Genomic DNA, 19,236 nt, shown 5'->3' with positions numbered 1-19,236 from the left:
GGCGGCACCGACAATCACCCGAGGGCGAAGACCGGCGCGGTCCCGTTGACCGGATCGTCCATCTTGCCTTCCCTGGTCAGCCTGAGCAGCTCCTTGCCGTCCAAGGTGCCGCCGAAGACGTTGTCGCCGGAGGCGGTGATGGAGCCGAGCCGGTTGTCCAGCGTGACCGTCTCGGTGGTCCCGTCGCCGACGTTGACCTCCTTGACGGTCCGCCCGCCCTTGCCTTTGACCAGCACGAGCAGGTGGACGCCGTCGCGCCAGGCCAGGTCGAGGATCTCCTCGCCGGGGCCCGCCTTGATCAGCGGCTGGACGTTGCCGAGCATCTCGTCGCCGTTGGTCAGCGCGCCGACCCTGACCTCCGACTTGCCCAGCAGGGCGGCCACGCGGACGCCGTCCCTGGCGATCCTGAGCTTCTTGACGTCGGCGTTGACCAGGTTGGGCGCGGAGACGCGGGCAGGCTGGCGCGCGCCGTTGGCGCAGGAGGCGTCGCAGCGCAGCACCGAGGCGCTGTGCGGGTCGTAGGTCCACAGCGTGCCGTCCCTGCTCCACGAGGGCGGGGTGAGGTCCTGGCCGGGGAACCACTGCTGCCAGCGGCCCTCGTCGGTGGTGCCCGTCACCCAGATGCCGCCCCTGGAGGTGGACCTGGCCGCGACGTAGTCGCCGCCCATGGAGACCGCGAAGCCGGTGGCGTCCGGGTTCTGCTGGCCCGCCGGGCCCCTGATGGGGGTGCCGTGCTTGAGGTCGCCGTCGAGCGCGTAGAGCGCGCCGCCGGCGGAGTAGTAGGGGAGGACCGCGGCGCCGCCGTCGAGCCAGTCGTTGAAGGAGGAGGGGCTGGAGGAGCTCAGCGGCTCGCCGTCCAGCTGGATCTCGATGCTGCGGCCGTTGGCCACCTGGTTGTTGTTCAGGCTGAAGCGCAGCTGGGCCTGGAGCCCGGCGAGCTTGTCGTCGTCGATGCCGAAGGGACCCGACAGGTTGATCACCACGCGGTCGTCGAGCGTGATCGACTCGATCTTGAAGTGATCGGGGAAGTAGTTCTGCACGGCGCCCTGCAGGGCCGGGGTCGGGCCCTTCAGCAGCCGGTCCACGATCGTGCGGGCGAAGCTCTCGGCCGGCCTGATGCGCAGCCACACCCGGTCGACGACCAGCCTGTCGGGGCTCATGGCCTGGCCGGGCGAGCCGTTGAGGTAGTAGAGGTTGGTGCCGCGGTAGGCCCGCTCGACGTCGGCCTGGGTCAGCAGCAGGCCCTGCTGCATCGACTTGACCCGCCAGCCCGAGGGCCCCTTGACCAGCGAGAAGGTGAAGTCCTTCTTCTCCGTCGACTGCATCGGCACGTACTGGTCCTGATCGGTGATGACCGCGACCGGCGTGGCCTTCAGCGTGGCGGTGGCCTCCTTGTCCTTGCCGCCGACCGAGACGACCGTGATGTCGTCCAGCTTGTCGATCACCGTCACCGCGGTGCCGGGCTTCCACGTGCGCTGCGCCTCGGGCGTCAGGTAGGACGGCAGCACCTTCGGGTCGTCAGGGTAGGCGGCCATCGCCGCCTGCAGGCCCTTGACCAGGTCGTTCTCGCTCCAGTTCGGCTGCGGCCGCACCGCCACCATCCGCTGGAACGGCTTGCTCATCGGGTCGCCGCCGCCGGCCTCCTCGATCTGGAAGGGACCGCCGACAGGGATCACCGCGCACGACGCGGTCGCCCACGCCGTCGCGGCCGCCATCGCCAGGGCGATCCCCAGCCGTCTAGTCCTCATGGACCACCCCGTCCATGGGCGCGGGCAGCAGCACGGGCGTCATGTGGCCGCGCCAGGTCCTGCGCATCTCCACCTCGGGCGGCACCAGCGACAGCGGCGAGCCCTTCAGGTCGGCGCCGGCGTTCCTGGGCAGCGTCAGCCGGAACTGCGAGCCGTCGCCGGGCTGGCCCCAGGCCTGCAGCCAGCCGCCGTGCAGCGTGGCGTCCTCGCGCGAGATGGCCAGCCCGAGGCCGGTGCCGCCGATGGTCCTGGCCCGCGACGGGTCGGCCCGCCAGAACCGGTCGAACACCATCGTGTCCTCGCCGGACTTCAGCCCGATGCCGTGGTCGCGCACGGCCACCGCCACGGCGTCCCTGTCGGTGCCCACGGTGACCACGACGTCCTTGCCCTCGCCGTGCTCGATCGCGTTGAACAGCAGGTTGCGCAGGATGCGCTCGACCCGCCGGTTGTCGATCTCGGCCATGCACGGCTCGTTGGGCAGCCTGAGCTCGAAGCGGGTGGAGTGCCGCTCGGCCAGCGCCTCGGAGTCGGCGATCGCGCGCAGCACCACGTCGCGCACGTCGGTGGAGTCGAGGTCGAGCGTGGCGGCGCCGGCGTCGTAGCGGCTGATCTCCAGCAGGTCGGCCAGCATCGACTCGAAGCGCTCCAGCTGGGCCTGCATGAGCTCGGCCGAGCGGGACGCCATCGGGTCGAAGTCCTCGCGGGCGTCGTAGAGCAGGTCGGCGGCCATCCGCACGGTCGTCAGCGGGGTGCGCAGCTCGTGCGAGACGTCGGAGACGAACTGCCGCTGCACCTGCGACAGCTCCTCCAGCTGGTGGATCTTCAGCGCCAGGTTGGCGGCCATCTCGTTGAACGAGGTCGCCAGGCGGGCCAGGTCGTCCTCGCCGCGCACCTTGAGCCGTTCGTCGAGCTTGCCGGCGGCCAGGCGCTCGGCGGCCTGGCGGGCCAGCCGTACGGGGGAGACGACCTGGCGGGTGACCAGGTAGGCGATGGCGGCCAGCAGCAGCACCAGGCCGAGGCCGACCACGACGATGGCCACGCGGACGTTGGAGAGCATCGCCTCTTCCTCCGTCAGCGGGAAGAAGTGGTAGACCTCGTAGTACTCGCCGTTGGGGGCCAGGATGATGGCGCCGATGACCACGGTGAGCTTGCCGGGGCTGCCGGGGAAGGCGATCGTCGTGCGGATGCCCTTGGGCTCGTAGTGCCCGAGCTGCGCCTGGCGGCCCAGGTCGCGCTGCAGGCTGAAGGGCACGTTCTCGGGCTGGACGCTGCCTGAGGCGCGCGAGCCGTCCGGCTTGGCCGGGTCGAAGATGAGCACCTCGTAGGGCTTCTTGGAGGTGCTCTCGCCCGAGCCGGTGATGGTGTCCATGGCCTCGTCGAGCGGGTCGACGGGGGTGGTCTTGCCGGGGTCGGCGGCCTTGGTGTCGTCAGGTTTCTGGGTGAGCGCGTCGGCGATCTTCACCCGGTCGGCGAAGGCCTGCTGGGCGGCCGACGACTGGCGCCCGTTGATGACCGACTTGTTGATCTGGTCCGACAGGAACACGCCCAGGACGACGACCACGGTCACGGAGATGACCAGGGTGCTGGTGACGACCTGGAGCTGCAGCGAGCGCCGCCACACGCGCCGGACCTTGCCGGCGGCACGGCGAGCCCGCCGGCGGACTCCGCCCAGGATCTGGCGGAACGTCCGTCGGCGTGATCGCTTGTCCTTCGTCGGGGGCATGACCCCGGCTAGGCCGGTCCTGCCTTGTAGCCCACACCCCGTACCGTGACCACGATCTCGGGGTGCTCGGGGTCCTTCTCGATCTTGGCGCGCAGGCGCTGGACGTGCACGTTGACCAGGCGGGTGTCGGCGGCGTGCCGGTAGCCCCAGACCTGCTCGAGCAGCACCTCACGGGTGAAGACCTGGCGCGGCTTGCGCGCCAGCGCGACCAGCAGGTCGAACTCGAGCGGCGTGAGGTTGATCGTCTCCTCGGCCCGCTTGACCGAGTGGCCCGCCACGTCGATCGTGATGTCGCCGATCTGCAGGATCTCGGGAGTCGGCTCATCGGTACGGCGCAGCCGCGCGCGCACCCTGGCCACCAGCTCCTTGGGCTTGAACGGCTTGACGATGTAGTCGTCGGCGCCCGACTCCAGGCCGAGCACGACGTCGATCGTGTCGCTCTTCGCCGTGAGCATGACGATCGGAACCCCCGACTCCGCCCTGATCCTGCGCGCCACGTCGATGCCGTCCGCCCCCGGCAGCATCAGGTCGAGCAGGACAAGATCCGGGCGTGTATCCCGGAAAGCGTCGAGGGCCTTGTCGCCGTCGGAGACGAAGGAAGGCTCGAACCCCTCTCCGCGCAACACGATGCCGAGCATCTCGGCGAGAGCGGCGTCGTCGTCGACGACCAGCACGCGACCTTTCATGGCCCCTCATTCGTTCTACGCATTGTGGGACATACCCGCACGATCGCTGAAGGTTACCCTTGCTTGGCTCATGGATGAGACATGAGGCCATCAAAAGGCGAATTTTAGACTCGTAGCGTCGTCCGCAATCTCAGTCTGCGGTAACCAAGCAACTTTCGGCCAGTTCCGTACGCGATCCTTGACCCGAAACGTCGGGGAATGCCGCCAAGATGCGCCGGTGAAACAGGCGGGCGACCCCATTGACCCGCCCACCATGCCAGGATTGGGATATGTCAGACGGTCACGGTTCCACGCCCGAGACGCCCCCAGGGTGGGCCACAGAGCAGCCCCCGCCGTACGGCGCCCCGCACGCGTCCCCGTGGACCGCGCCCGGTCAGGGGCCGCACCCGTCCCCCGGTTACCAACAGGGCCCCCCGCCGTACCAGTACCAGCAGCAGCAACAGCAGCCCTACCCGCCCTACGGCTACATGCCGCCGCCGCCCGCGCTGCGGCCGGGGATCATCCCGCTGCGCCCGCTCGGGCTCGGTGACATCCTCGACGGCACGATCAAGCTGATCCGCTCCAACCCCAAGGCCGTGCTCGGCCTGTCGACCATCGCCGCGCTGCTGGTGGCCGTCCCCGTCGCGATCGGGCAGGCGTTCTTCCTCGACAAGGTGGGCGCCGGCCTGACCAACCCGCAGCAGCTCGACACCGAGCTGTCCTACAGCGGCTTCCTGTCACAGTACGGCGGCGCCCTCATCTCCCAGGTCGTCAGCTTCATCGTGGTCACCCTGCTGACCGGCGTGCTGATGCGGATCCTGGGACGCGCCGTGTTCGGCGGCAACCTCACCGCCGGCGAGGCCTGGCGCCTGGCCAGGAGCCGGATGCCCGCGCTGTTCGGCCTGGTCGGGATGCTGACGGTGATCCTGCTCGCGCCGCTGGCCTTGATCATCCCGGTCTTCGTGCTGCTGTTCACGGCCGGCTCGTCGCCCGGCGCCATCGTGGGCACGGTCCTGCTGACGCTCGTCCTTTACATCGCCTACGTGCTGTTCTTCAACACCCGCTTCGCGCTGGCCGCGCCCGCCGTGGTGCTGGAGGGGCTGGGTCCGCTGCAGGCCATGCGCCGCTCGTGGAACCTGGTCAACGGCGACTTCTGGCGCGTGCTGGGCATCCTGTTCCTCACCTCGCTGCTCGCCGGCCTGGTCGGCGGCGTGCTCGGCTTCCCGTTCACGCTGGCGGGCACGTTCATCGGCATGCTCGGCGGCGGCGGGACCGGCGCGGCGATCCTGACGGCGATCCTCATCGCGGTCGGCGGCACGCTCAGCAACATGATCACGCTGCCGTTCGAGGCGGGCGTGTCAGGCCTGCTGTACGCCGACCGCCGGATGCGCAGCGAGGCCTTCGACCTGGTGCTGCAGACCGCGGCGATCGAGCAGCAGCGCCAGGGCTGGGTGCACGGCTCGGCCGACGAGCTGTGGCACCCGTCCAACGCCGCGCGACCGCCTTACGGCCCATGATCCCGATCGACCGCGACGAGGCCGCCAGAAGGGCGGCCGCGGAGCTGCTCAAGCCCGGCTACGAGAAGGAGCCGCTGCTCGACCAGCTCTGGCGGCGCTTCACCCAGTTCCTCGGCGACCTGATGGACGCCGCCGGCGGCAGCGGCACGACGGGCGGGATCATCGCCACCGTGGTGATCGTGCTCATCCTGCTCGCGGTCGTGGGGCTGGTGGTCTGGCGCCTGCGCACGACCTCGCGCAGGCACGCGACCGCGTCCGGCGGCCTGTACGGCGAGCGGACCATGACCGCCGCCGAGCACCGCCGGTCGGCAGAACGCCTGGCCGCCGAAGGACACTTCACCGAGGCGATCCAGGAGCGGCTGCGCGCGATCGCCCGCGACCTGGAGGAACGCGCCCTGGTCGACGGCATGCCCGGCAGGACGGCCGACGAGCTGGCGGCCGAGGCGGGCCGCGCGCTGCCGGCCTTCGCCGCCGAGCTGTCGGCGGCCGCGCGCACCTTCGACGACGTCAGCTACGGCGGCGTGCCCGGCACGGCCGAGGCCTACGCCACGCTGCGCGACCTCGACGAGCGCCTGCGCCAGGCCAGGCCGGTGCCCGTGGGGGCCACGGCATGAGCGTGAGCGCGCCGACCTCGCCCACGGCGCGGTCGATGTGGCGCTCGAGCAGGCTGGGCATCCTGCTCGGCGCGATCGTGGTGCTGGCCGCCGTGCTCGGGGTGCTGCTCGCCCCCGCCAAGCAGGCCTCGCGCCACCTCGACCCGGACGACGGCTCGCTGGCGGGCGCCAAGGCGCTTGCCCAGCTGCTGCGCGCCCGCGGCGTGACCGTGGACCGCGTGGAGTCGGTCGAGGCGGCGGCGGCCAAGCAGGCGCAGGGCGACCGGCTGCTGCTGCTCACCGCCGACGTCGACCTGACCGTGGCCGAGGCGAGGCGGCTGGCCGCGCTGCCGGGCGACCGGCTCATCGTGGGCGACGTGTTCGGTCTGGAGACGCTGGCCCCCGGCGTGCGCACGCAGGCGCGGCCGGTGCGCGACAGGTCCAGGGAGCCGGAGTGCGACCTGCCCGCGGTCAAGGCTGCGGGCAGCGCGTTCGTCGGCGGCCAGGTCTACCGGGCCGACCGCGGCTGCTACCCGGCGGACGAGGGCTACACGCTGATCACCGCGCCCACCGACACCGGCACGGCCACGCTCGTGGGCAGCGGCGAGTTCATGACCAATCAGCGCCTGGCCGAGGACGGCAACGCGGCACTGGCGATCAACCTGGCAGGGTCCAAGCCCGCGGTGACGTGGCTGGTCAACCCGCCCGTGCAGGAGCAGACGCAGGGCGAGCTGGCCGGCGAGGAGGGCAGGTCGCTCGGCGAGCTCGTCCCGCCGGGCATCCCGTGGGCGGTGCTGATGGGCTGCGTCGCGGTGCTGCTCGTGGCGTTCTGGCGGGGCAGGCGGCTCGGGCCCGTGGTGACCGAGCGGCTGCCGGTCGTGGTCAGGGCGGCCGAGACCGTCGAGGGCAGGGGGCGGCTCTACCGGGCCAGGCGGGCCAGGGAACGCGCGGCCGACCTGCTGCGGGCGGGCACGATCGACCGGCTCACCCCGCGGCTCGGGCTCGGGCCGGGAGCCGGCGGCCAGGAGATCGTGGCGGCGATCGCCGTACGGACCGGGCGGGACGCGCAGGAGGTCGGGGCCGCGCTGTACGGGCCGCCGCCCGCCGACGACGCCGGGCTGGTCGCCCTGGCCGGATACCTGGACTTCATCGAGAGGATGGTCAGTGAACGTTGACGAGGGCCGGAGCGACGCGGCCAGGGACGCGCTCGGGGCGCTGCGCGCCGAGGTGGCCAAGGCGGTGGTCGGCCAGGACGCGGTGGTGACCGGGCTGGTCATCGCGCTGCTGTGCCGGGGGCACGTGCTGCTCGAGGGCGTGCCGGGCGTGGCCAAGACGCTGATGGTGCGGACGCTGTCGGCGGCGCTGTCGCTGCAGTTCAAGCGGGTGCAGTTCACGCCCGACCTGATGCCGGGCGACGTGACGGGGTCGCTCGTGTACGACGCGAAGACGGCCGAGTTCGAGTTCCGCGAGGGGCCGGTCTTCACGAACCTGCTGCTGGCCGACGAGATCAACCGCACGCCGCCGAAGACGCAGGCGGCCCTGCTCGAGGCCATGGAGGAGCGCCAGGTCAGCGTGGAGGGCGACGCGCGGCCACTACCCGACCCGTTCGTGGTGTGCGCGACGCAGAACCCCGTCGAGTACGAGGGCACCTACCAGCTCCCCGAGGCGCAGCTCGACCGGTTCCTGCTCAAGCTGACCGTGCCGCTCCCGCCCCGCGACCAGGAGATCGCGGTGCTCGACAGGCACGCGCGCGGCTTCGACCCGCGCGACCTGTCGGAGATCAAGCCGGTCGCGACCGCCGAGGACCTGGCGGCGGGCCGTGAGGCCGTCTCTCAGGTGCACGTGGCGCCCGAGGTCCTCGGCTACATCGTCGACGTCGGCCGCGCCACCAGGAACTCCCCCTCGCTGCAGCTCGGCGTCTCGCCGCGCGGCGCGACCGCGCTGCTGGCGGCGGCGCGGGCGTGGGCGTGGCTGTCCGGCCGCGGATACGTCACCCCCGACGACGTCAAGGCGCTGGCCAGGCCCGCGCTGCGGCACCGGGTGCAGCTCAGGCCCGAGGCGGAGCTGGAGGGCGCGACCGCCGACGGGCTGCTCGACGGCATACTGAACTCGGTCCCGGTCCCGCGCTGATGGCTCTGACGGGACGCGCGGGCCTGGTCGCCGCGCTGGGGGTCGTGGTGGTGCTGCTCGCGCCGCAGCCGGGTCTGGCGCTGCTCGGGTTCTGCCTCCTGCTGGCCGCCGCGATCGTGCTCGACCTGGCGCTGGCCGGCGCCGTCCGCCCGCTGCTCTTCCACCGTTCTGGCGATTCGCTGGTACGGCTTGGCCAGCGCGCCATGGTCGAGCTGGTGGTGGAGAACCCGGGACGCAGGCGGGTGCGCGGAGTGGCCAGGGACGCCTGGCCGCCCTCGGCCGGAGCCACGCCGCGGGTGCTCAAGCTGGACGTGCCGTCGGGCGAGCGCCGCAAGCTCGTCGTGACGCTCGACCCCACCCGCCGTGGCGACCGCCAGTCGGTGGCGGTGACCGTGCGCTCGATCGGCCCGCTCGGGCTGGCCGCGCGCCAGGGAAGCCACCGCTCGCCGTGGTCGGTGCGGGTGCTGCCGCCGTTCCTGTCGCGCAAGCACCTGCCCTCGCGGCTGGCCAGGCTGCGCGAGCTCGAGGGCCAGCACCCGGCGCTGGTGCGCGGGCAGGGCACCGAGTTCGACTCGCTGCGCGAGTACGTGGTGGGCGACGACGTGCGCTCGATCGACTGGCGGGCGACCGCGCGGCGCAACGACGTGGTGGTGCGGACGTGGCGGCCCGAACGCGACCGCCGGGTGCTGATCGTGCTCGACACCGGGCGCACCTCGGCCGGGCGGGTGGGCGACGCGCCGATCCCGCTCGCGGGCGCGACCGCGAACGGCGGTGGGCTGCTGGTCAGGACCGATCCGCGGCCCGCGCCGGGCTGGCCGCGGCTCGACTGGTCGATGGACGCCGCGCTGCTGCTCGCGGCGCTGGCCGCCAAGGCGGGCGACCAGGTGGACTTCCTGGCCTACGACCGCGCGGTGCGCGCCTGGGTGGCCGGGGCCTCGCGCACCGAGCTGCTGTCGGTGATGGTCAACGCGATGGCGCCGATCGAGGCCGAGCTGATCGAGGCGGACTCGCAGGGCATGGTCGCGGCGATCCTGTCGCGGGCCAAGCGGCGCTGCCTGGTGGTGCTGCTCACCGACCTGAACGGTGCCGCGCTCGACGAGGGCCTGATGCCGGTGCTGCCGCAGCTGTCCTCGCGCCACCTGGTCCTGGTGGCCGGGGTGTCGGATCCCCGGGTGGCCGCGATGGCCGCCAGGCGTTCGACGGCCGAGGAGGCCTACGACGCGGCGGCGGCCGAGCACAACCGGCTCGAGCGGCGCAGGATCACCGCCCGGCTGCGCCGCCACGGCGTGGAGGTCGTGGACGCGCCGCCCGAGGAGATCGCCCCGGCCCTGGCCGACGCCTACCTGGCGCTGAAGGCCGCGGGACGCCTCTAGGAGCGCTCGGGCTCGTACTGGAGCGCGACGATCCCACACGCGAAGGGGCGCGCGGCCGCGAGCCTGAAGCGCTGGGTGCCGCCCTTGGGGAACACCGGCAGGCCGTCGCCGACCGAAGCGGGGTTGACGAACAGGTGCAGCTCGTCGATCAGGCCCTCGGCGATCAGGCTCGCCACCAGCGTGCCGCCGCCGTAGACGATCAGGTCGCCGCCCGGCTGCGACTTGAGCTTGGCGAAGGCCTCCGTCAGGTCGCCGCCGACCACGGTGGTGTTGTCCCAGGGTGACTCGGTCAGCGAGTCGGAGACCACGACCTTGGGCGTGGCGTTCATCGCGTCGACGGCCTCCTGCGGCTCGTCCGCCGGCCCCGAGGCCCAGTGCGGGATGAAGCCCTCGGCCAGCTTGCGGCCCAGCACGATCGTGTCGACGCCGTCACTGAGGCTCGTGACGTAGGCGCTGCACTCCTCGTCCCACGGCAGCGTCATCCAGTCCATCTCGCCGTTCGCGCCCGACATGTAGCCGTCGACGCTGACCTGGACCTGGAGCTTGAGCTTGCGCATGATCGGTATCCTTTTCCGCTCGTGTTCGCTTGCGATGGCTCAACACTCGCGGAGGCCGCTTAAGGTCTCCTTCCGCTCTCCTTAAGGACCTTTCCCGCAGACCACGACGACCCGCCCGATCAGGTCGAACGCGGAGGGCACCGGCTAGGGTTTACGGCCTACCGCGCAGAACTGGTAGACCTCCGCCGGCGGGCCGTCCACGGCCGAGATGACCGGCCGCCACCGGGAGCACGACACCACGCCCGGCTCGAGCAGGTCGAAGCCGTCGAAGAACGAGGCGATCTCCTCGGCGCCGCGCAGGCACATGGGCGCCACCCCGGCCTCGTTGCTCATGCGCACCGACTCGCGCGCGGCGTCGCCGTTGATCTCGGCCGTCGGGTGCGCGATGGCCAGGTAGCTGCCCGAGGGGACCGCGTCCTTGAAGCGGCCCACCACCTCGTGCGCCTGGTCGTCGTCGACGATGAAGTTGACGATGCCCAGCATCATCACCGCGACCGGCTGGATGAGGTCCAGCGTTTTGGCGGCGCCCTCCAGCACGGCGTCCGCGTCGCGCACGTCGGCCTGGATGTAGTCGGTGACGCCCTCGGGCGCCGACGTCAGCAGCGCGGTGGCGTGCGCGAGCACCAGCGGGTCGTTGTCGACGTACACGATGCGGCTGTCGGGAGCCAGGCGCTGGGCGACCTCGTGGGTGTTGTCGGCGGTCGGCAGGCCGGTGCCGAGGTCGAGGAACTGCCGCACGCCGCCGTCGGTGACCATGTGCGTCACGGCGCGGCCCAGGAAGGCCCGGTCGGCGCGCGCGGAGGTGACGATGTCGGGGAGCAGCGCGCGGATCTGGTCGCCCAGCTCGCGGTCGACGGTGTAGTTGTCCTTGCCGCCGAGCCAGTAGTTCCACACCCGCGCGGTGTGCGGTATCCCCGTGTTCAACCGCGGCTCGTCGCTCATGATCCGGACGATATCGCTACATCGCTGCTTTTGTACGGGAAGTTCTCGTACGGCAAGCCACCCCCACCGGCCGCCCGCCGCACTCCGGCTGAGGACCCGCGACCGGCGCTTGCGGCGAGTCGGTGCCGCTACCTCGCCGCCACGGCGCCCGGGATGGTGGCTTACTGGGGCGGCGCGAACCCGCCCGGCGTCGTCCGCGGCGGCTCGGCAGCGGGCGGGGCGGGCTGCGCCCCGGGCGGAGTGGGCTGTGCCGCGGGCGGCGCGTAGGGCGACGCGGTAGGCGCGTACGGGGTCGCCGTGCCCGGGTTCGCGTACGAAGGGGTGCCGGGCGCGGCGTAACCGGCCGATGTCGCATACCCGGCCGATGGGGCGTATCCGGGTTGCGGGGCGTAACCGGGTTGCGGGCCGTATCCGGGTTGTGCGGCGTATCCGGGTTGTGCGGCGTATCCGGGTTGTGTGGCGTATCCGGGTGCCGGGGTGTGAGGGCCCGTGGGCCGGTAGGAGGCGTGGCCCGGGTGGGGGGCGCCGTTGCGGGCGGCCAGCCGTACCTCGTCGCGGCGGCGGCGCTCTGCCAGGACGGCGCTCAGGTAGGCGTGCGGCGGGACCCCGGGCGGCGGCGCGGGCGAGACCGCGGCCGCGACCTGGGCCGCGATGCGCGAGCCCATCTCGTGCTGGACCATCGGCGCCAGGTCGTGCCAGCGCATCAGGTACTGCCTGGCGGCGGCCACGACCTCGTCGGGCAGCTGGGACAGCTCCAGCGTCGAGGCCCAGGCCGCCAGCGGAGGCGGCATCTGGATGGCCTGCGAGCGGTCGACCGGCGCCCGGTCGGAGATCACGATGGTCCCGGCGAAGATGTCGCCGAGCCGCTTGCCGCGCTGCGAGACCAGCGAGGAGATCAGCGCGGGCGCGCCGTACAGCATCCAGAACTCCACCAGCCCGGCCAGGCCGCGGAACAGCGCCTGGCGGAAGCGCTCGGGGCTCCCGTCGTCGCCCACCACGCGCAGCCCGAGCGCCAGCTTGCCGAGGCTGCGCCCTCTGCTCAGGGTCTCGAAGAGCACCGGGTAGCCCACCATGACGAGCACCATCACGACGATCGTGATCGCCGCGAACAGCGCCGGGTCGGTGACGATGGCGAACGCCTCGAGCACCACGAAGGCCAGCACCATCACGGTGACCTGCACGGCCAGGTCGATGACCAGCGCCACAGCGCGCGAGGGCAGCTGCGCCACCCGCACCTCGACGACGACGGCATCCCCGGTAACGACCTCGGACATATCTGGAGCCTAACCGGGCCACAATGGTCCGGTGGACATCGATGCGTTCATCACCGCACACCGCCCGGTATGGGACAGGCTGGAGCACCTGGTCAGGCGCCGGTCGTCGCTGACGGGCGCCGAGGTCGACGAGCTGGTCGACCTCTACCAGCGGGTGTCCACGCACCTGTCGATCGTCCGCAGCGCCTCCGCCGACGCGCTGCTCGCGGGCAGGCTGTCGGCGCTGGTTGCCAGGGCCAGGTCGGCCGTGACCGGGGCGCACACCCCGGCCTGGCGGGAGCTGGCGCGCTTCTTCACCGTGTCGTTCCCCGTCGTGGCCTACCGGGCGCGGTGGTGGTGGCTGAGCATGGCTGTGGCCTTCTTCGCCGTCTCCTGGATCGCGGGCGCGTGGGTCGCGGGCAACCCCGACGTGCAGCGGGCGATCGCCTCTCCCGAGGAGATCACGCAGCTGGTCGAGCACGACTTCGCCGACTACTACTCCGAGAACCCGGCGGCCTCCTTCGCCGGCCACGTCTGGGTGAACAACGCGTGGGTCGCCGCACTGATGATCATCTCGGCGATCCTGGTGGGGCTGCCGATCCCGTACCTGATGCTGCAGAACGCGCTGAACGTGGCCGTCAGCGGCGGGCTGATGGCCTCGCGCGGCAAGCTCGACATCTTCTTCGGCCTGATCACCCCGCACGGCCTGCTCGAGCTGACAGCGGTGTTCCTGGCGGCCGCGGCGGGCCTGCGGCTGGGCTGGACGGTGATCGATCCTGGGCCGCGAAGACGTGCCGAGGTACTGGCCGAGCAGGGACGCGCGGTGATGAGCGTGGCGCTCGGCCTGGTGGTGGTGCTGTTCGTGTCGGGGCTCATCGAGGCGTTCGTCACCCCGTCAGGGCTGCCGACGCCGGTCCGCATCGGCATCGGCGTGCTGGCCGAGGTGGCCTTCCTCGGCTACATCGTGGTCTTCGGCCGCCGCGCCGTACAGCGGCAGGAGACGGGCGACATCGAGCGGGCGCCGGACGTGGCGCCGACCGCGTGATCAGGAGCCGACGCGCCAGGAGTGCAAGTACTCCTCCTGCGCGGGGGTGAGCGTGTCGATGCCGATGCCGGTGGCGGCGAGCCTGAGCCTGGCCACCTCGTGGTCGATCTCCTCGGGTACGTCGTAGACGCCGGGCGCCAGCCGTAGGCGCTCGTTGACCAGCCACTCCACGGCCAGCGCCTGCGCCGAGAAGGACATGTCCATGACCGCGGCAGGGTGCCCCTCGGCGGCGGTCAGGTTGACCAGGCGGCCCTCGGCCAGCAGGAGCAGGCGGCGCCCGTCGGCCAGCACGTACTCGTCGGTGTTCGGCCTGACGCCGCTGTGCACCTCGGCGGCCAGGTCCGCCAGCGCGCGCACGTCGATCTCCACGTCGAAGTGCCCGGCGTTGGCCAGGATCGCCCCGTCGCGCATCCGCTCCAGGTGCTCGGCGCGGATCACGTCGCGGTTGCCCGTGACGGTGACGAACAGGTCGCCCAGCTCGGCCGCCTCGGCCATCGGGCGCACCTCGTAGCCCTGCAGCGTGGCGTCGAGCGCCTTGACCGCGTCGATCTCGGTGACGATCACCCGGGCGCCGAACCCCTTGGCCCGCTCGGCCACGCCGCGCCCGCAGTAGCCGAACCCGGCCACCACGACCGTCCGCCCGGCGAGCATGGTGTTGGTGGCCCGCATGATGCCGTCGAGGGTGGACTGCCCGGTGCCGTAGCGGTTGTCGAACATCCGCTTGGTCCGCGTGTCGTTCACGGCCACCATGGGGAAGCGCAGCGCGTTCTCGGCCGCCATCTGCCGCAGCCGGATGATGCCCGTGGTGGTCTCCTCGCAGCCGCCGCTCACCTGCTCGAGCAGGTCGGTGCGCTCGGTGTGCAGGATGTTGACCAGGTCGCACCCGTCGTCGAGCACCAGGTCGGGGCCTATGTCGAGCGCCTGGTCGATGTGCCGGTAGTAGGTGGCGCGGTCGACGCCCGCCCTGGCGTGCACGGCGATGCCGTACTCGCGCAGCGCGTCGGCCACGTCGTCCTGGGTCGAGAGCGGATTCGACGCGGCCAGCGCGATCTCCGCCCCGCCCGCCTTGAGCGCCCCCACCAGGACCGCGGTCTCAGCCGTCACATGCAGGCACGCGGCGATCTTCAGCCCGTCCAGCGGCCGCTCCGCCGCGAACCGCTCCCCGATCGCGGTCAGCACCGGCATCGACCGCCCCGCCCAGGCGATCTGCCCCTCACCCCGGCCTTGTCCGGTCACAGCTCTCCTAAGATCTTTTACGGCAAGCCGAGCCCACCGCCACCCGCCGCACTCCGGCCGGCCCCTGTCCAGGGAGACGCTCCTCCGGCGATGCGGGTTGCAAGCCGCTACGACCCTCCGGAACCCGCCCGACCCCTCCCCGGAACCACGTCGCGCCGGGTCGGCGGGACGGTGTGCGGCGAGGGTCGGCGCGAGAGACATCGGCGCCCGGGGTGGGAGGCGAAGGACCCGGCCCATCGTGCGCACGTCACGGCGATCAACCCCGCATCACCGGAGTGGCGTGCTTGGACAGGCCCGGCCCTGTACGGCGAGGGGCGTATCGCCGGCCTCGCCGTACAGGAAACGATCTCCAGAAGAAGATCAGTACCGATAGTGGTCGGACTTGTAGGGGCCCTCGACCGGGACGCCGATGTACTCGGCCTGCTGCTTGGTCAGCTCGGTGAGCTTGACGCCCAGCGCGTCGAGGTGGAGCCTGGCCACCTTCTCGTCCAGGTGCTTGGGCAGGGTGTAGACGCCGATCGGGTACTCGGACGTCTTGGTGAACAGCTCGATCTGCGCGATCACCTGGTTGGTGAACGAGTTGGACATGACGAACGACGGGTGGCCGGTGGCGCAGCCGAGGTTCATCAGGCGGCCCTCGGCCAGCACGATGATCGAGTGGCCGTCGGCGAAGACCCACTCGTCGACCTGCGGCTTGATGTTGTTCCTGACGATGCCGGGGGTCTTGGCGAGCCCGGCCATGTCGATCTCGTTGTCGAAGTGGCCGATGTTGGACACGATCGCCTGGTGCTTCATCTGGGCCATGTGGTCGGCCCGGATGATGTCGAAGTTGCCGGTCGTCGTGACGAAGATGTCGGCGATGCCGACGACGTCCTCCAGCGTGGTGACCTGGAAGCCGTCCATGGCCGCCTGCAGGGCGCAGATCGGGTCGATCTCGGTCACGATGACGCGGGCGCCCTGGCCGCGCAGCGCGTCGGCGCAGCCCTTGCCGACGTCGCCGTAGCCGCAGACCACGGCCACCTTGCCGCCGATCAGCACGTCGGTGGCGCGGTTGAGGCCGTCGATGACGGAGTGGCGGCAGCCGTACTTGTTGTCGAACTTGGACTTGGTGACCGAGTCGTTGACGTTGATGGCCGGGAACAGCAGCTGGCCGTTCTTGAACATCTCGTAGAGGCGGTGGACACCGGTGGTGGTCTCCTCCGTCACGCCCTTGATCTGCTCGGCCGTCCTGGTCCACCGCTTCTCGTCGGTGACCGTGCGCTTGAGCAGGTCGACGATGACGTGCCACTCCTCCGGGTCGTCCTCGGTGGCGGAGGGCACGGCGCCGGCCTTCTCGTACTCGGCGCCCTTGTGGACGAGGAGCGTGGCGTCGCCGCCGTCGTCGAGGATCATGTTGGGGCCGTCACCGCCGGGCCAGTTGAGGGCCTGGTCGGTGCACCACCAGTACTCCTCCAGCGTCTCGCCCTTCCAGGCGAAGACCGGCACACCCTGCGGGTTGTCGACGGTGCCGTTGGGGCCGACGGCGACCGCGGCGGCGGCGTGGTCCTGGGTGGAGAAGATGTTGCAGGAGACCCAGCGCACCTCGGCGCCGAGGGCGACCAGCGTCTCGATGAGGACTGCGGTCTGGATCGTCATGTGCAGCGAGCCCATGATCTTCGCGCCGCGCAGGGGCTGGGAGGCCGCGTACTCCTCGCGAACCGCCATGAGGCCGGGCATCTCGTGCTCGGCGAGCCGGATCTCCTTGCGGCCGAAGTCGGCTAGTGAAAGGTCGGCGACCTTGAAGTCCATCGGGTTTTCCCCTCGCGTCACGATGCTTGTCGCCGTCGAGTTTAGGCGCGCTCCTGGCTAGGTCGCATCACAGGACGCGCGAATCTGACGTAAGAATGTAAGGATGCGGATAACAGCTCTTGAAAACACAGCTCGCCCGGCGGCTTCAGGGATCCGCTGTGCGGATCACTGAAGCCGCCAGAAGGCTGGGCATGTCACCGCGGATGCTGCGATACCGGGAGGCGCTCGGCCTGCTGCCGCCCGTCAGGGAGCAGGGCGCGCACCGCCGGTTCGGCGCCGACGAGCTGGCCGCGGTGGCACAGGGGGTCGAGCTGGAGAAGCGCTTCGACGTCTCCCCCGCCGAGCTGGCCTTCGGGCTGCGCGTGCTGACCGAGCCCGCGGTGGCCGCCGCAGTACGGGATCTCGGGGTCCGTATCGGGCGCATCCAGGCGCCGCGCCGCGCCCTGGACTTCGACCAGGAGAAGGCGCAGCGGCTGCTGCGCGGTGGATATCGCTCGAAAGAGTGACTACTTCGGTGTCCCGCGCCGCCATGATCCTCCGCCATGAAGGTCTTTCCCGCCATATCGGCCAAGGTCAGGGGGACGGGCGCCGAGCGGGCGACGGCCATCGCACGGCGGTCGAACGAGCCGGGCCCCACGGGGGCGGACCGGGTCCGGCGGTGCCGGGCATCGCCGGGGAGAGGGCGGCGGAGGGGCCGCGTGCCCGCGAGGGCATGACCTCCGCCTGCGAGAACGTCGCCCCGCACACGCCGTTCCGAGCACGACCCTCGCTCGGTGGCCATGGCGGCGAGATCCTGCGGGGCGGCTTCCTCTCCGGCATGGCCGCCTGGTGGTTCACTCGACTACGACACCCCCGGAAGAGATCCATGGACATGACTTGGCCCCAGGTCCGCGACAGGTTGCGCGAGCTCCCCGCGATGGACGTCGTGACCGCCGTCGCGCTTGCGTTCGTCGGGCTCGCCCAGGCGATCCCCGATTCGCCGATGGTCCTGTTCGGCGTGCTCGCGGCCACGCTGCCGCAGGCGCTGCGCCACACCTACCCGCCGCTCGCCGCACTGCTGCCGCTCGCCGGCGCCGCGCTGCTGCTTGTGAACGGTCAGAACCCGCAGGAGTGGCCGCTGGCCGTCTACGCCTCGGCCGCGCTCAGCTTCTACACGCTGCTGAGGCTGGTCGACCGCCGTCTGGCCTGGGCCGGGGGCGCTCTGGTGACGCTGGGCGCGCTGGGTCTAGGCCTCCTGTGGTGGTTCTACGGCTTCGACTACGGTTTCTCGGGCGCGGCGGTCATGCTGGTCGCCGGGGCCGTGGTGACCGGCACGGTTACGCTGCTGGCCGACGTGCGGCGCAGCCGTACCGAGGTCACGCAGGTCAGGGCCAGCAACCTGGAGACGCTGCGGCAGCAGGCCGCGATGGCCGAGCGGGCCAGGATCGCGCGCGAGATGCACGACATCGTGGCACACTCCATCTCGATGATCGCCGTGCAGGCCGAGAGCGCCCCCTACACGCTGGAGAACCTGGACGAGCCCGCCAAGCGGGAGTTCGCCGAGATCGCGGGCAGCGCTCGGCAGACGCTGTCGGAGATGCGCCGCCTGCTCGGCGTGCTGCGCGCCGACACGCCCAGGGTGCAGGAGACCGAGCCGCAGCCGGGACTGGCCCGCCTGCCCGAGCTGTTCCGCGAGCACGGCGGTCCGGTGGACCTGGACGTGGTGGGCGAGCAGCGGCCGCTCCCGCAGGCGGTCGACCTGTCGGCGTACCGGATCATCCAGGAGGCGCTGACCAACGTGCGCGTGCACGCGCCTGGCGCGCGCGTGTCGGTCGAGCTGGCCTACCGCCCGGACGTGCTGGTCATGCGCATCGCCGACGACGGCCCCGGGCCGGTGGCGACCGACCGCGGCTCGGCCTCGGGCCACGGCCTGGTCGGCATGCGCGAGCGGGCCCTGGGCCTGGGCGGCTGGTTCAACGCCGAACCAGGACCCGCGGGCGGGTTCCTGATCACCGTGGGGCTTCCGCTGGAATGACCATCTCCGTCCTGATCGCCGACGACCAGCCCATCGTGCTGCGCGGGTTCTCCGCGGTGCTGCGCGCGCAGCCGGACATCACCGTCGTCGGCACGGCCGCCGACGGTCTTCAGGCCGTACGGCTGGCCGAGGCGAGCGAGCCGGACGTGGCGCTGCTCGACATCCGCATGCCCGAGCTGGACGGCATCTCGGCCGCCCGGCGCATCCTGGCCTCGGGCAAGACCAGGGCCATCATGATCACCACGTTCGACCTGGACGACTACGTCTACGACGCGTTGTCCGCGGGGGCCAGCGGCTTCCTGCTCAAGGACGTCAGGGCCACCGACCTGGCCGAGGCGGTCAGGACGGTGGCCCGCGGCGACGCGCTGCTCGCCCCGAAGATCACCCGGCGGCTCATCGCGGAGTTCGCCCGCCGCCGTCCGGTGGCGCAACCGGCCGAGCTGACGCCGCGCGAGGTGGAGGTGCTGCGGCTGATCGCCAGCGGCCTGTCCAACGCCGAGATCGCCGCCGAGCTCGTCCTCACCGAGCACACGGTCAAGACGCACGTCGCCCGCCTGCTCGCCAAGCTGGGCCTGCGCGACAGGACGCAGGCCGTGATCCATGCCTACGAGACCGGCCTGGTGAACCCGGCGGGGCGACCGCGCATCTAACG

General features: G+C 71.6%; 17 protein-coding genes. 9 read left to right on the top strand and 8 right to left on the bottom strand.

Annotated features, from left to right (window positions below; all coding sequences use genetic code 11):
* Positions 1–14 precede the first annotated feature (14 nt).
* From KIK09_RS21055 to mtrA, 3 genes are read right to left on the bottom strand one after another with little or no spacing between them, the layout of a single operon-like run.
* Entirely contained in the window at positions 15–1,748 is a 1,734-nt protein-coding gene (locus KIK09_RS21055) for an LpqB family beta-propeller domain-containing protein (protein WP_214320982.1), read from the bottom strand.
* The gene (mtrB, locus tag KIK09_RS21050; protein ID WP_214320981.1) at positions 1,738–3,471 is read right to left on the bottom strand and encodes an MtrAB system histidine kinase MtrB; all 1,734 of its coding nucleotides are present in this window, start codon (positions 3,469–3,471) and stop codon (positions 1,738–1,740) included. Before mtrB ends, KIK09_RS21055 begins: the two co-directional genes overlap by 11 nt.
* 8 nt (positions 3,472–3,479) lie before the next feature.
* On the bottom strand, positions 3,480–4,157 hold the full coding sequence (mtrA, locus tag KIK09_RS21045) for an MtrAB system response regulator MtrA (protein ID WP_175587574.1): 678 nt from the start codon (positions 4,155–4,157) through the stop codon (positions 3,480–3,482).
* A 269-nt stretch (positions 4,158–4,426) separates the two neighbouring features.
* Here mtrA and KIK09_RS21040 point away from each other — a divergent pair, with 269 nt between their 5' ends.
* From KIK09_RS21040 to KIK09_RS21020, 5 genes are read left to right on the top strand one after another with little or no spacing between them, the layout of a single operon-like run.
* Positions 4,427–5,653: a glycerophosphoryl diester phosphodiesterase membrane domain-containing protein gene (locus KIK09_RS21040; protein WP_214320980.1), complete on the top strand. Its 1,227-nt coding sequence runs from the start codon at positions 4,427–4,429 to the stop codon at positions 5,651–5,653.
* Positions 5,650–6,267 carry a DUF4129 domain-containing protein gene (locus KIK09_RS21035; protein WP_214320979.1) on the top strand — a complete coding sequence of 206 codons (618 nt, stop codon included), beginning with the start codon at positions 5,650–5,652 and terminating at the stop codon, positions 6,265–6,267. The genes KIK09_RS21040 and KIK09_RS21035 overlap by 4 nt, the downstream gene beginning before the upstream one ends.
* A complete protein-coding gene (locus tag KIK09_RS21030; protein WP_214320978.1) occupies positions 6,264–7,421 on the top strand; it encodes a DUF4350 domain-containing protein in 1,158 nt (385 codons plus the stop codon). Before KIK09_RS21035 ends, KIK09_RS21030 begins: the two co-directional genes overlap by 4 nt.
* The gene (locus KIK09_RS21025; protein ID WP_214320977.1) at positions 7,411–8,376 is read left to right on the top strand and encodes an AAA family ATPase; all 966 of its coding nucleotides are present in this window, start codon (positions 7,411–7,413) and stop codon (positions 8,374–8,376) included. Before KIK09_RS21030 ends, KIK09_RS21025 begins: the two co-directional genes overlap by 11 nt.
* Positions 8,376–9,749: a DUF58 domain-containing protein gene (locus KIK09_RS21020; RefSeq protein ID WP_214320976.1), complete on the top strand. Its 1,374-nt coding sequence runs from the start codon at positions 8,376–8,378 to the stop codon at positions 9,747–9,749. Before KIK09_RS21025 ends, KIK09_RS21020 begins: the two co-directional genes overlap by 1 nt.
* Here the strand turns inward: KIK09_RS21020 and KIK09_RS21015 are convergent.
* The 3 genes from KIK09_RS21015 to KIK09_RS21005 form a co-directional block, all read right to left on the bottom strand.
* Positions 9,746–10,306: a dihydrofolate reductase family protein gene (locus KIK09_RS21015; RefSeq protein ID WP_214320975.1), complete on the bottom strand. Its 561-nt coding sequence runs from the start codon at positions 10,304–10,306 to the stop codon at positions 9,746–9,748. The two genes, KIK09_RS21020 and KIK09_RS21015, sit on opposite strands and share 4 nt — an antisense overlap.
* A gap of 144 nt (positions 10,307–10,450) precedes the next feature.
* Positions 10,451–11,248, bottom strand: coding sequence for an SAM-dependent methyltransferase (locus KIK09_RS21010; protein ID WP_214320974.1), 798 nt, complete (start codon positions 11,246–11,248; stop codon positions 10,451–10,453).
* Positions 11,249–11,409: 161 nt separating this feature from the next.
* A complete protein-coding gene (locus tag KIK09_RS21005; RefSeq protein ID WP_214320973.1) occupies positions 11,410–12,522 on the bottom strand; it encodes an RDD family protein in 1,113 nt (370 codons plus the stop codon).
* 31 nt (positions 12,523–12,553) lie between these two features.
* Here KIK09_RS21005 and KIK09_RS21000 point away from each other — a divergent pair, with 31 nt between their 5' ends.
* Entirely contained in the window at positions 12,554–13,546 is a 993-nt protein-coding gene (locus KIK09_RS21000) for a stage II sporulation protein M (protein WP_214320972.1), read from the top strand.
* Here KIK09_RS21000 and KIK09_RS20995 read toward each other — a convergent pair whose 3' ends face one another.
* Both KIK09_RS20995 and ahcY read right to left on the bottom strand, forming a co-directional pair.
* Positions 13,547–14,854, bottom strand: a complete 1,308-nt coding sequence (locus KIK09_RS20995; protein ID WP_214321626.1) for an adenosylhomocysteinase — start codon at positions 14,852–14,854, stop codon at positions 13,547–13,549.
* A gap of 288 nt (positions 14,855–15,142) precedes the next feature.
* Positions 15,143–16,570 carry an adenosylhomocysteinase gene (ahcY, locus tag KIK09_RS20990; protein ID WP_214320971.1) on the bottom strand — a complete coding sequence of 476 codons (1,428 nt, stop codon included), beginning with the start codon at positions 16,568–16,570 and terminating at the stop codon, positions 15,143–15,145.
* 158 nt (positions 16,571–16,728) lie between these two features.
* Here ahcY and KIK09_RS20985 point away from each other — a divergent pair, with 158 nt between their 5' ends.
* The 3 genes from KIK09_RS20985 to KIK09_RS20975 all read left to right on the top strand — a co-directional run bounded on the left by KIK09_RS20985 (position 16,729) and on the right by KIK09_RS20975 (position 19,234).
* The gene (locus KIK09_RS20985) at positions 16,729–17,076 is read left to right on the top strand and encodes a MerR family DNA-binding transcriptional regulator (protein ID WP_214320970.1); all 348 of its coding nucleotides are present in this window, start codon (positions 16,729–16,731) and stop codon (positions 17,074–17,076) included.
* A 359-nt stretch (positions 17,077–17,435) separates the two neighbouring features.
* Positions 17,436–18,584: a sensor histidine kinase gene (locus tag KIK09_RS20980; protein ID WP_214320969.1), complete on the top strand. Its 1,149-nt coding sequence runs from the start codon at positions 17,436–17,438 to the stop codon at positions 18,582–18,584.
* Positions 18,581–19,234 (top strand): response regulator, encoded by a 654-nt coding sequence (locus tag KIK09_RS20975; protein WP_214320968.1) that lies wholly within the window; start codon positions 18,581–18,583, stop codon positions 19,232–19,234. Before KIK09_RS20980 ends, KIK09_RS20975 begins: the two co-directional genes overlap by 4 nt.
* Positions 19,235–19,236 lie beyond the last annotated feature (2 nt).

This window comes from Nonomuraea sediminis (assembly GCF_018531495.1).
In the GTDB taxonomy this organism is placed as follows: Bacteria; Actinomycetota; Actinomycetes; order Streptosporangiales; family Streptosporangiaceae; genus Nonomuraea; species Nonomuraea sediminis.
Note: the sequence above shows the minus strand (reverse complement) of the source record. Positions and strands in the feature narration are given on the sequence as shown.

Bases quoted from the DNA above. Each gene is read 5' to 3' on its own strand.
- mtrA (WP_175587574.1), bottom strand. From the start codon at position 4,157: ATGAAAGGTCGCGTGCTGGTCGTCGACGACGACGCCGCTCTCGCCGAG.
- KIK09_RS21020 (WP_214320976.1), top strand. From the start codon at position 8,376: ATGGCTCTGACGGGACGCGCGGGCCTGGTCGCCGCGCTGGGGGTCGTG.
- KIK09_RS20980 (WP_214320969.1), top strand. From the start codon at position 17,436: ATGGACATGACTTGGCCCCAGGTCCGCGACAGGTTGCGCGAGCTCCCC.
- mtrB (WP_214320981.1), bottom strand. From the start codon at position 3,471: ATGCCCCCGACGAAGGACAAGCGATCACGCCGACGGACGTTCCGCCAG.
- KIK09_RS21055 (WP_214320982.1), bottom strand. From the start codon at position 1,748: ATGAGGACTAGACGGCTGGGGATCGCCCTGGCGATGGCGGCCGCGACG.
- KIK09_RS21010 (WP_214320974.1), bottom strand. From the start codon at position 11,248: ATGAGCGACGAGCCGCGGTTGAACACGGGGATACCGCACACCGCGCGG.
- KIK09_RS21005 (WP_214320973.1), bottom strand. From the start codon at position 12,522: ATGTCCGAGGTCGTTACCGGGGATGCCGTCGTCGTCGAGGTGCGGGTG.
- ahcY (WP_214320971.1), bottom strand. From the start codon at position 16,570: ATGGACTTCAAGGTCGCCGACCTTTCACTAGCCGACTTCGGCCGCAAG.
- KIK09_RS21015 (WP_214320975.1), bottom strand. From the start codon at position 10,306: ATGCGCAAGCTCAAGCTCCAGGTCCAGGTCAGCGTCGACGGCTACATG.
- KIK09_RS20975 (WP_214320968.1), top strand. From the start codon at position 18,581: ATGACCATCTCCGTCCTGATCGCCGACGACCAGCCCATCGTGCTGCGC.
- KIK09_RS21040 (WP_214320980.1), top strand. From the start codon at position 4,427: ATGTCAGACGGTCACGGTTCCACGCCCGAGACGCCCCCAGGGTGGGCC.
- KIK09_RS21030 (WP_214320978.1), top strand. From the start codon at position 6,264: ATGAGCGTGAGCGCGCCGACCTCGCCCACGGCGCGGTCGATGTGGCGC.
- KIK09_RS21035 (WP_214320979.1), top strand. From the start codon at position 5,650: ATGATCCCGATCGACCGCGACGAGGCCGCCAGAAGGGCGGCCGCGGAG.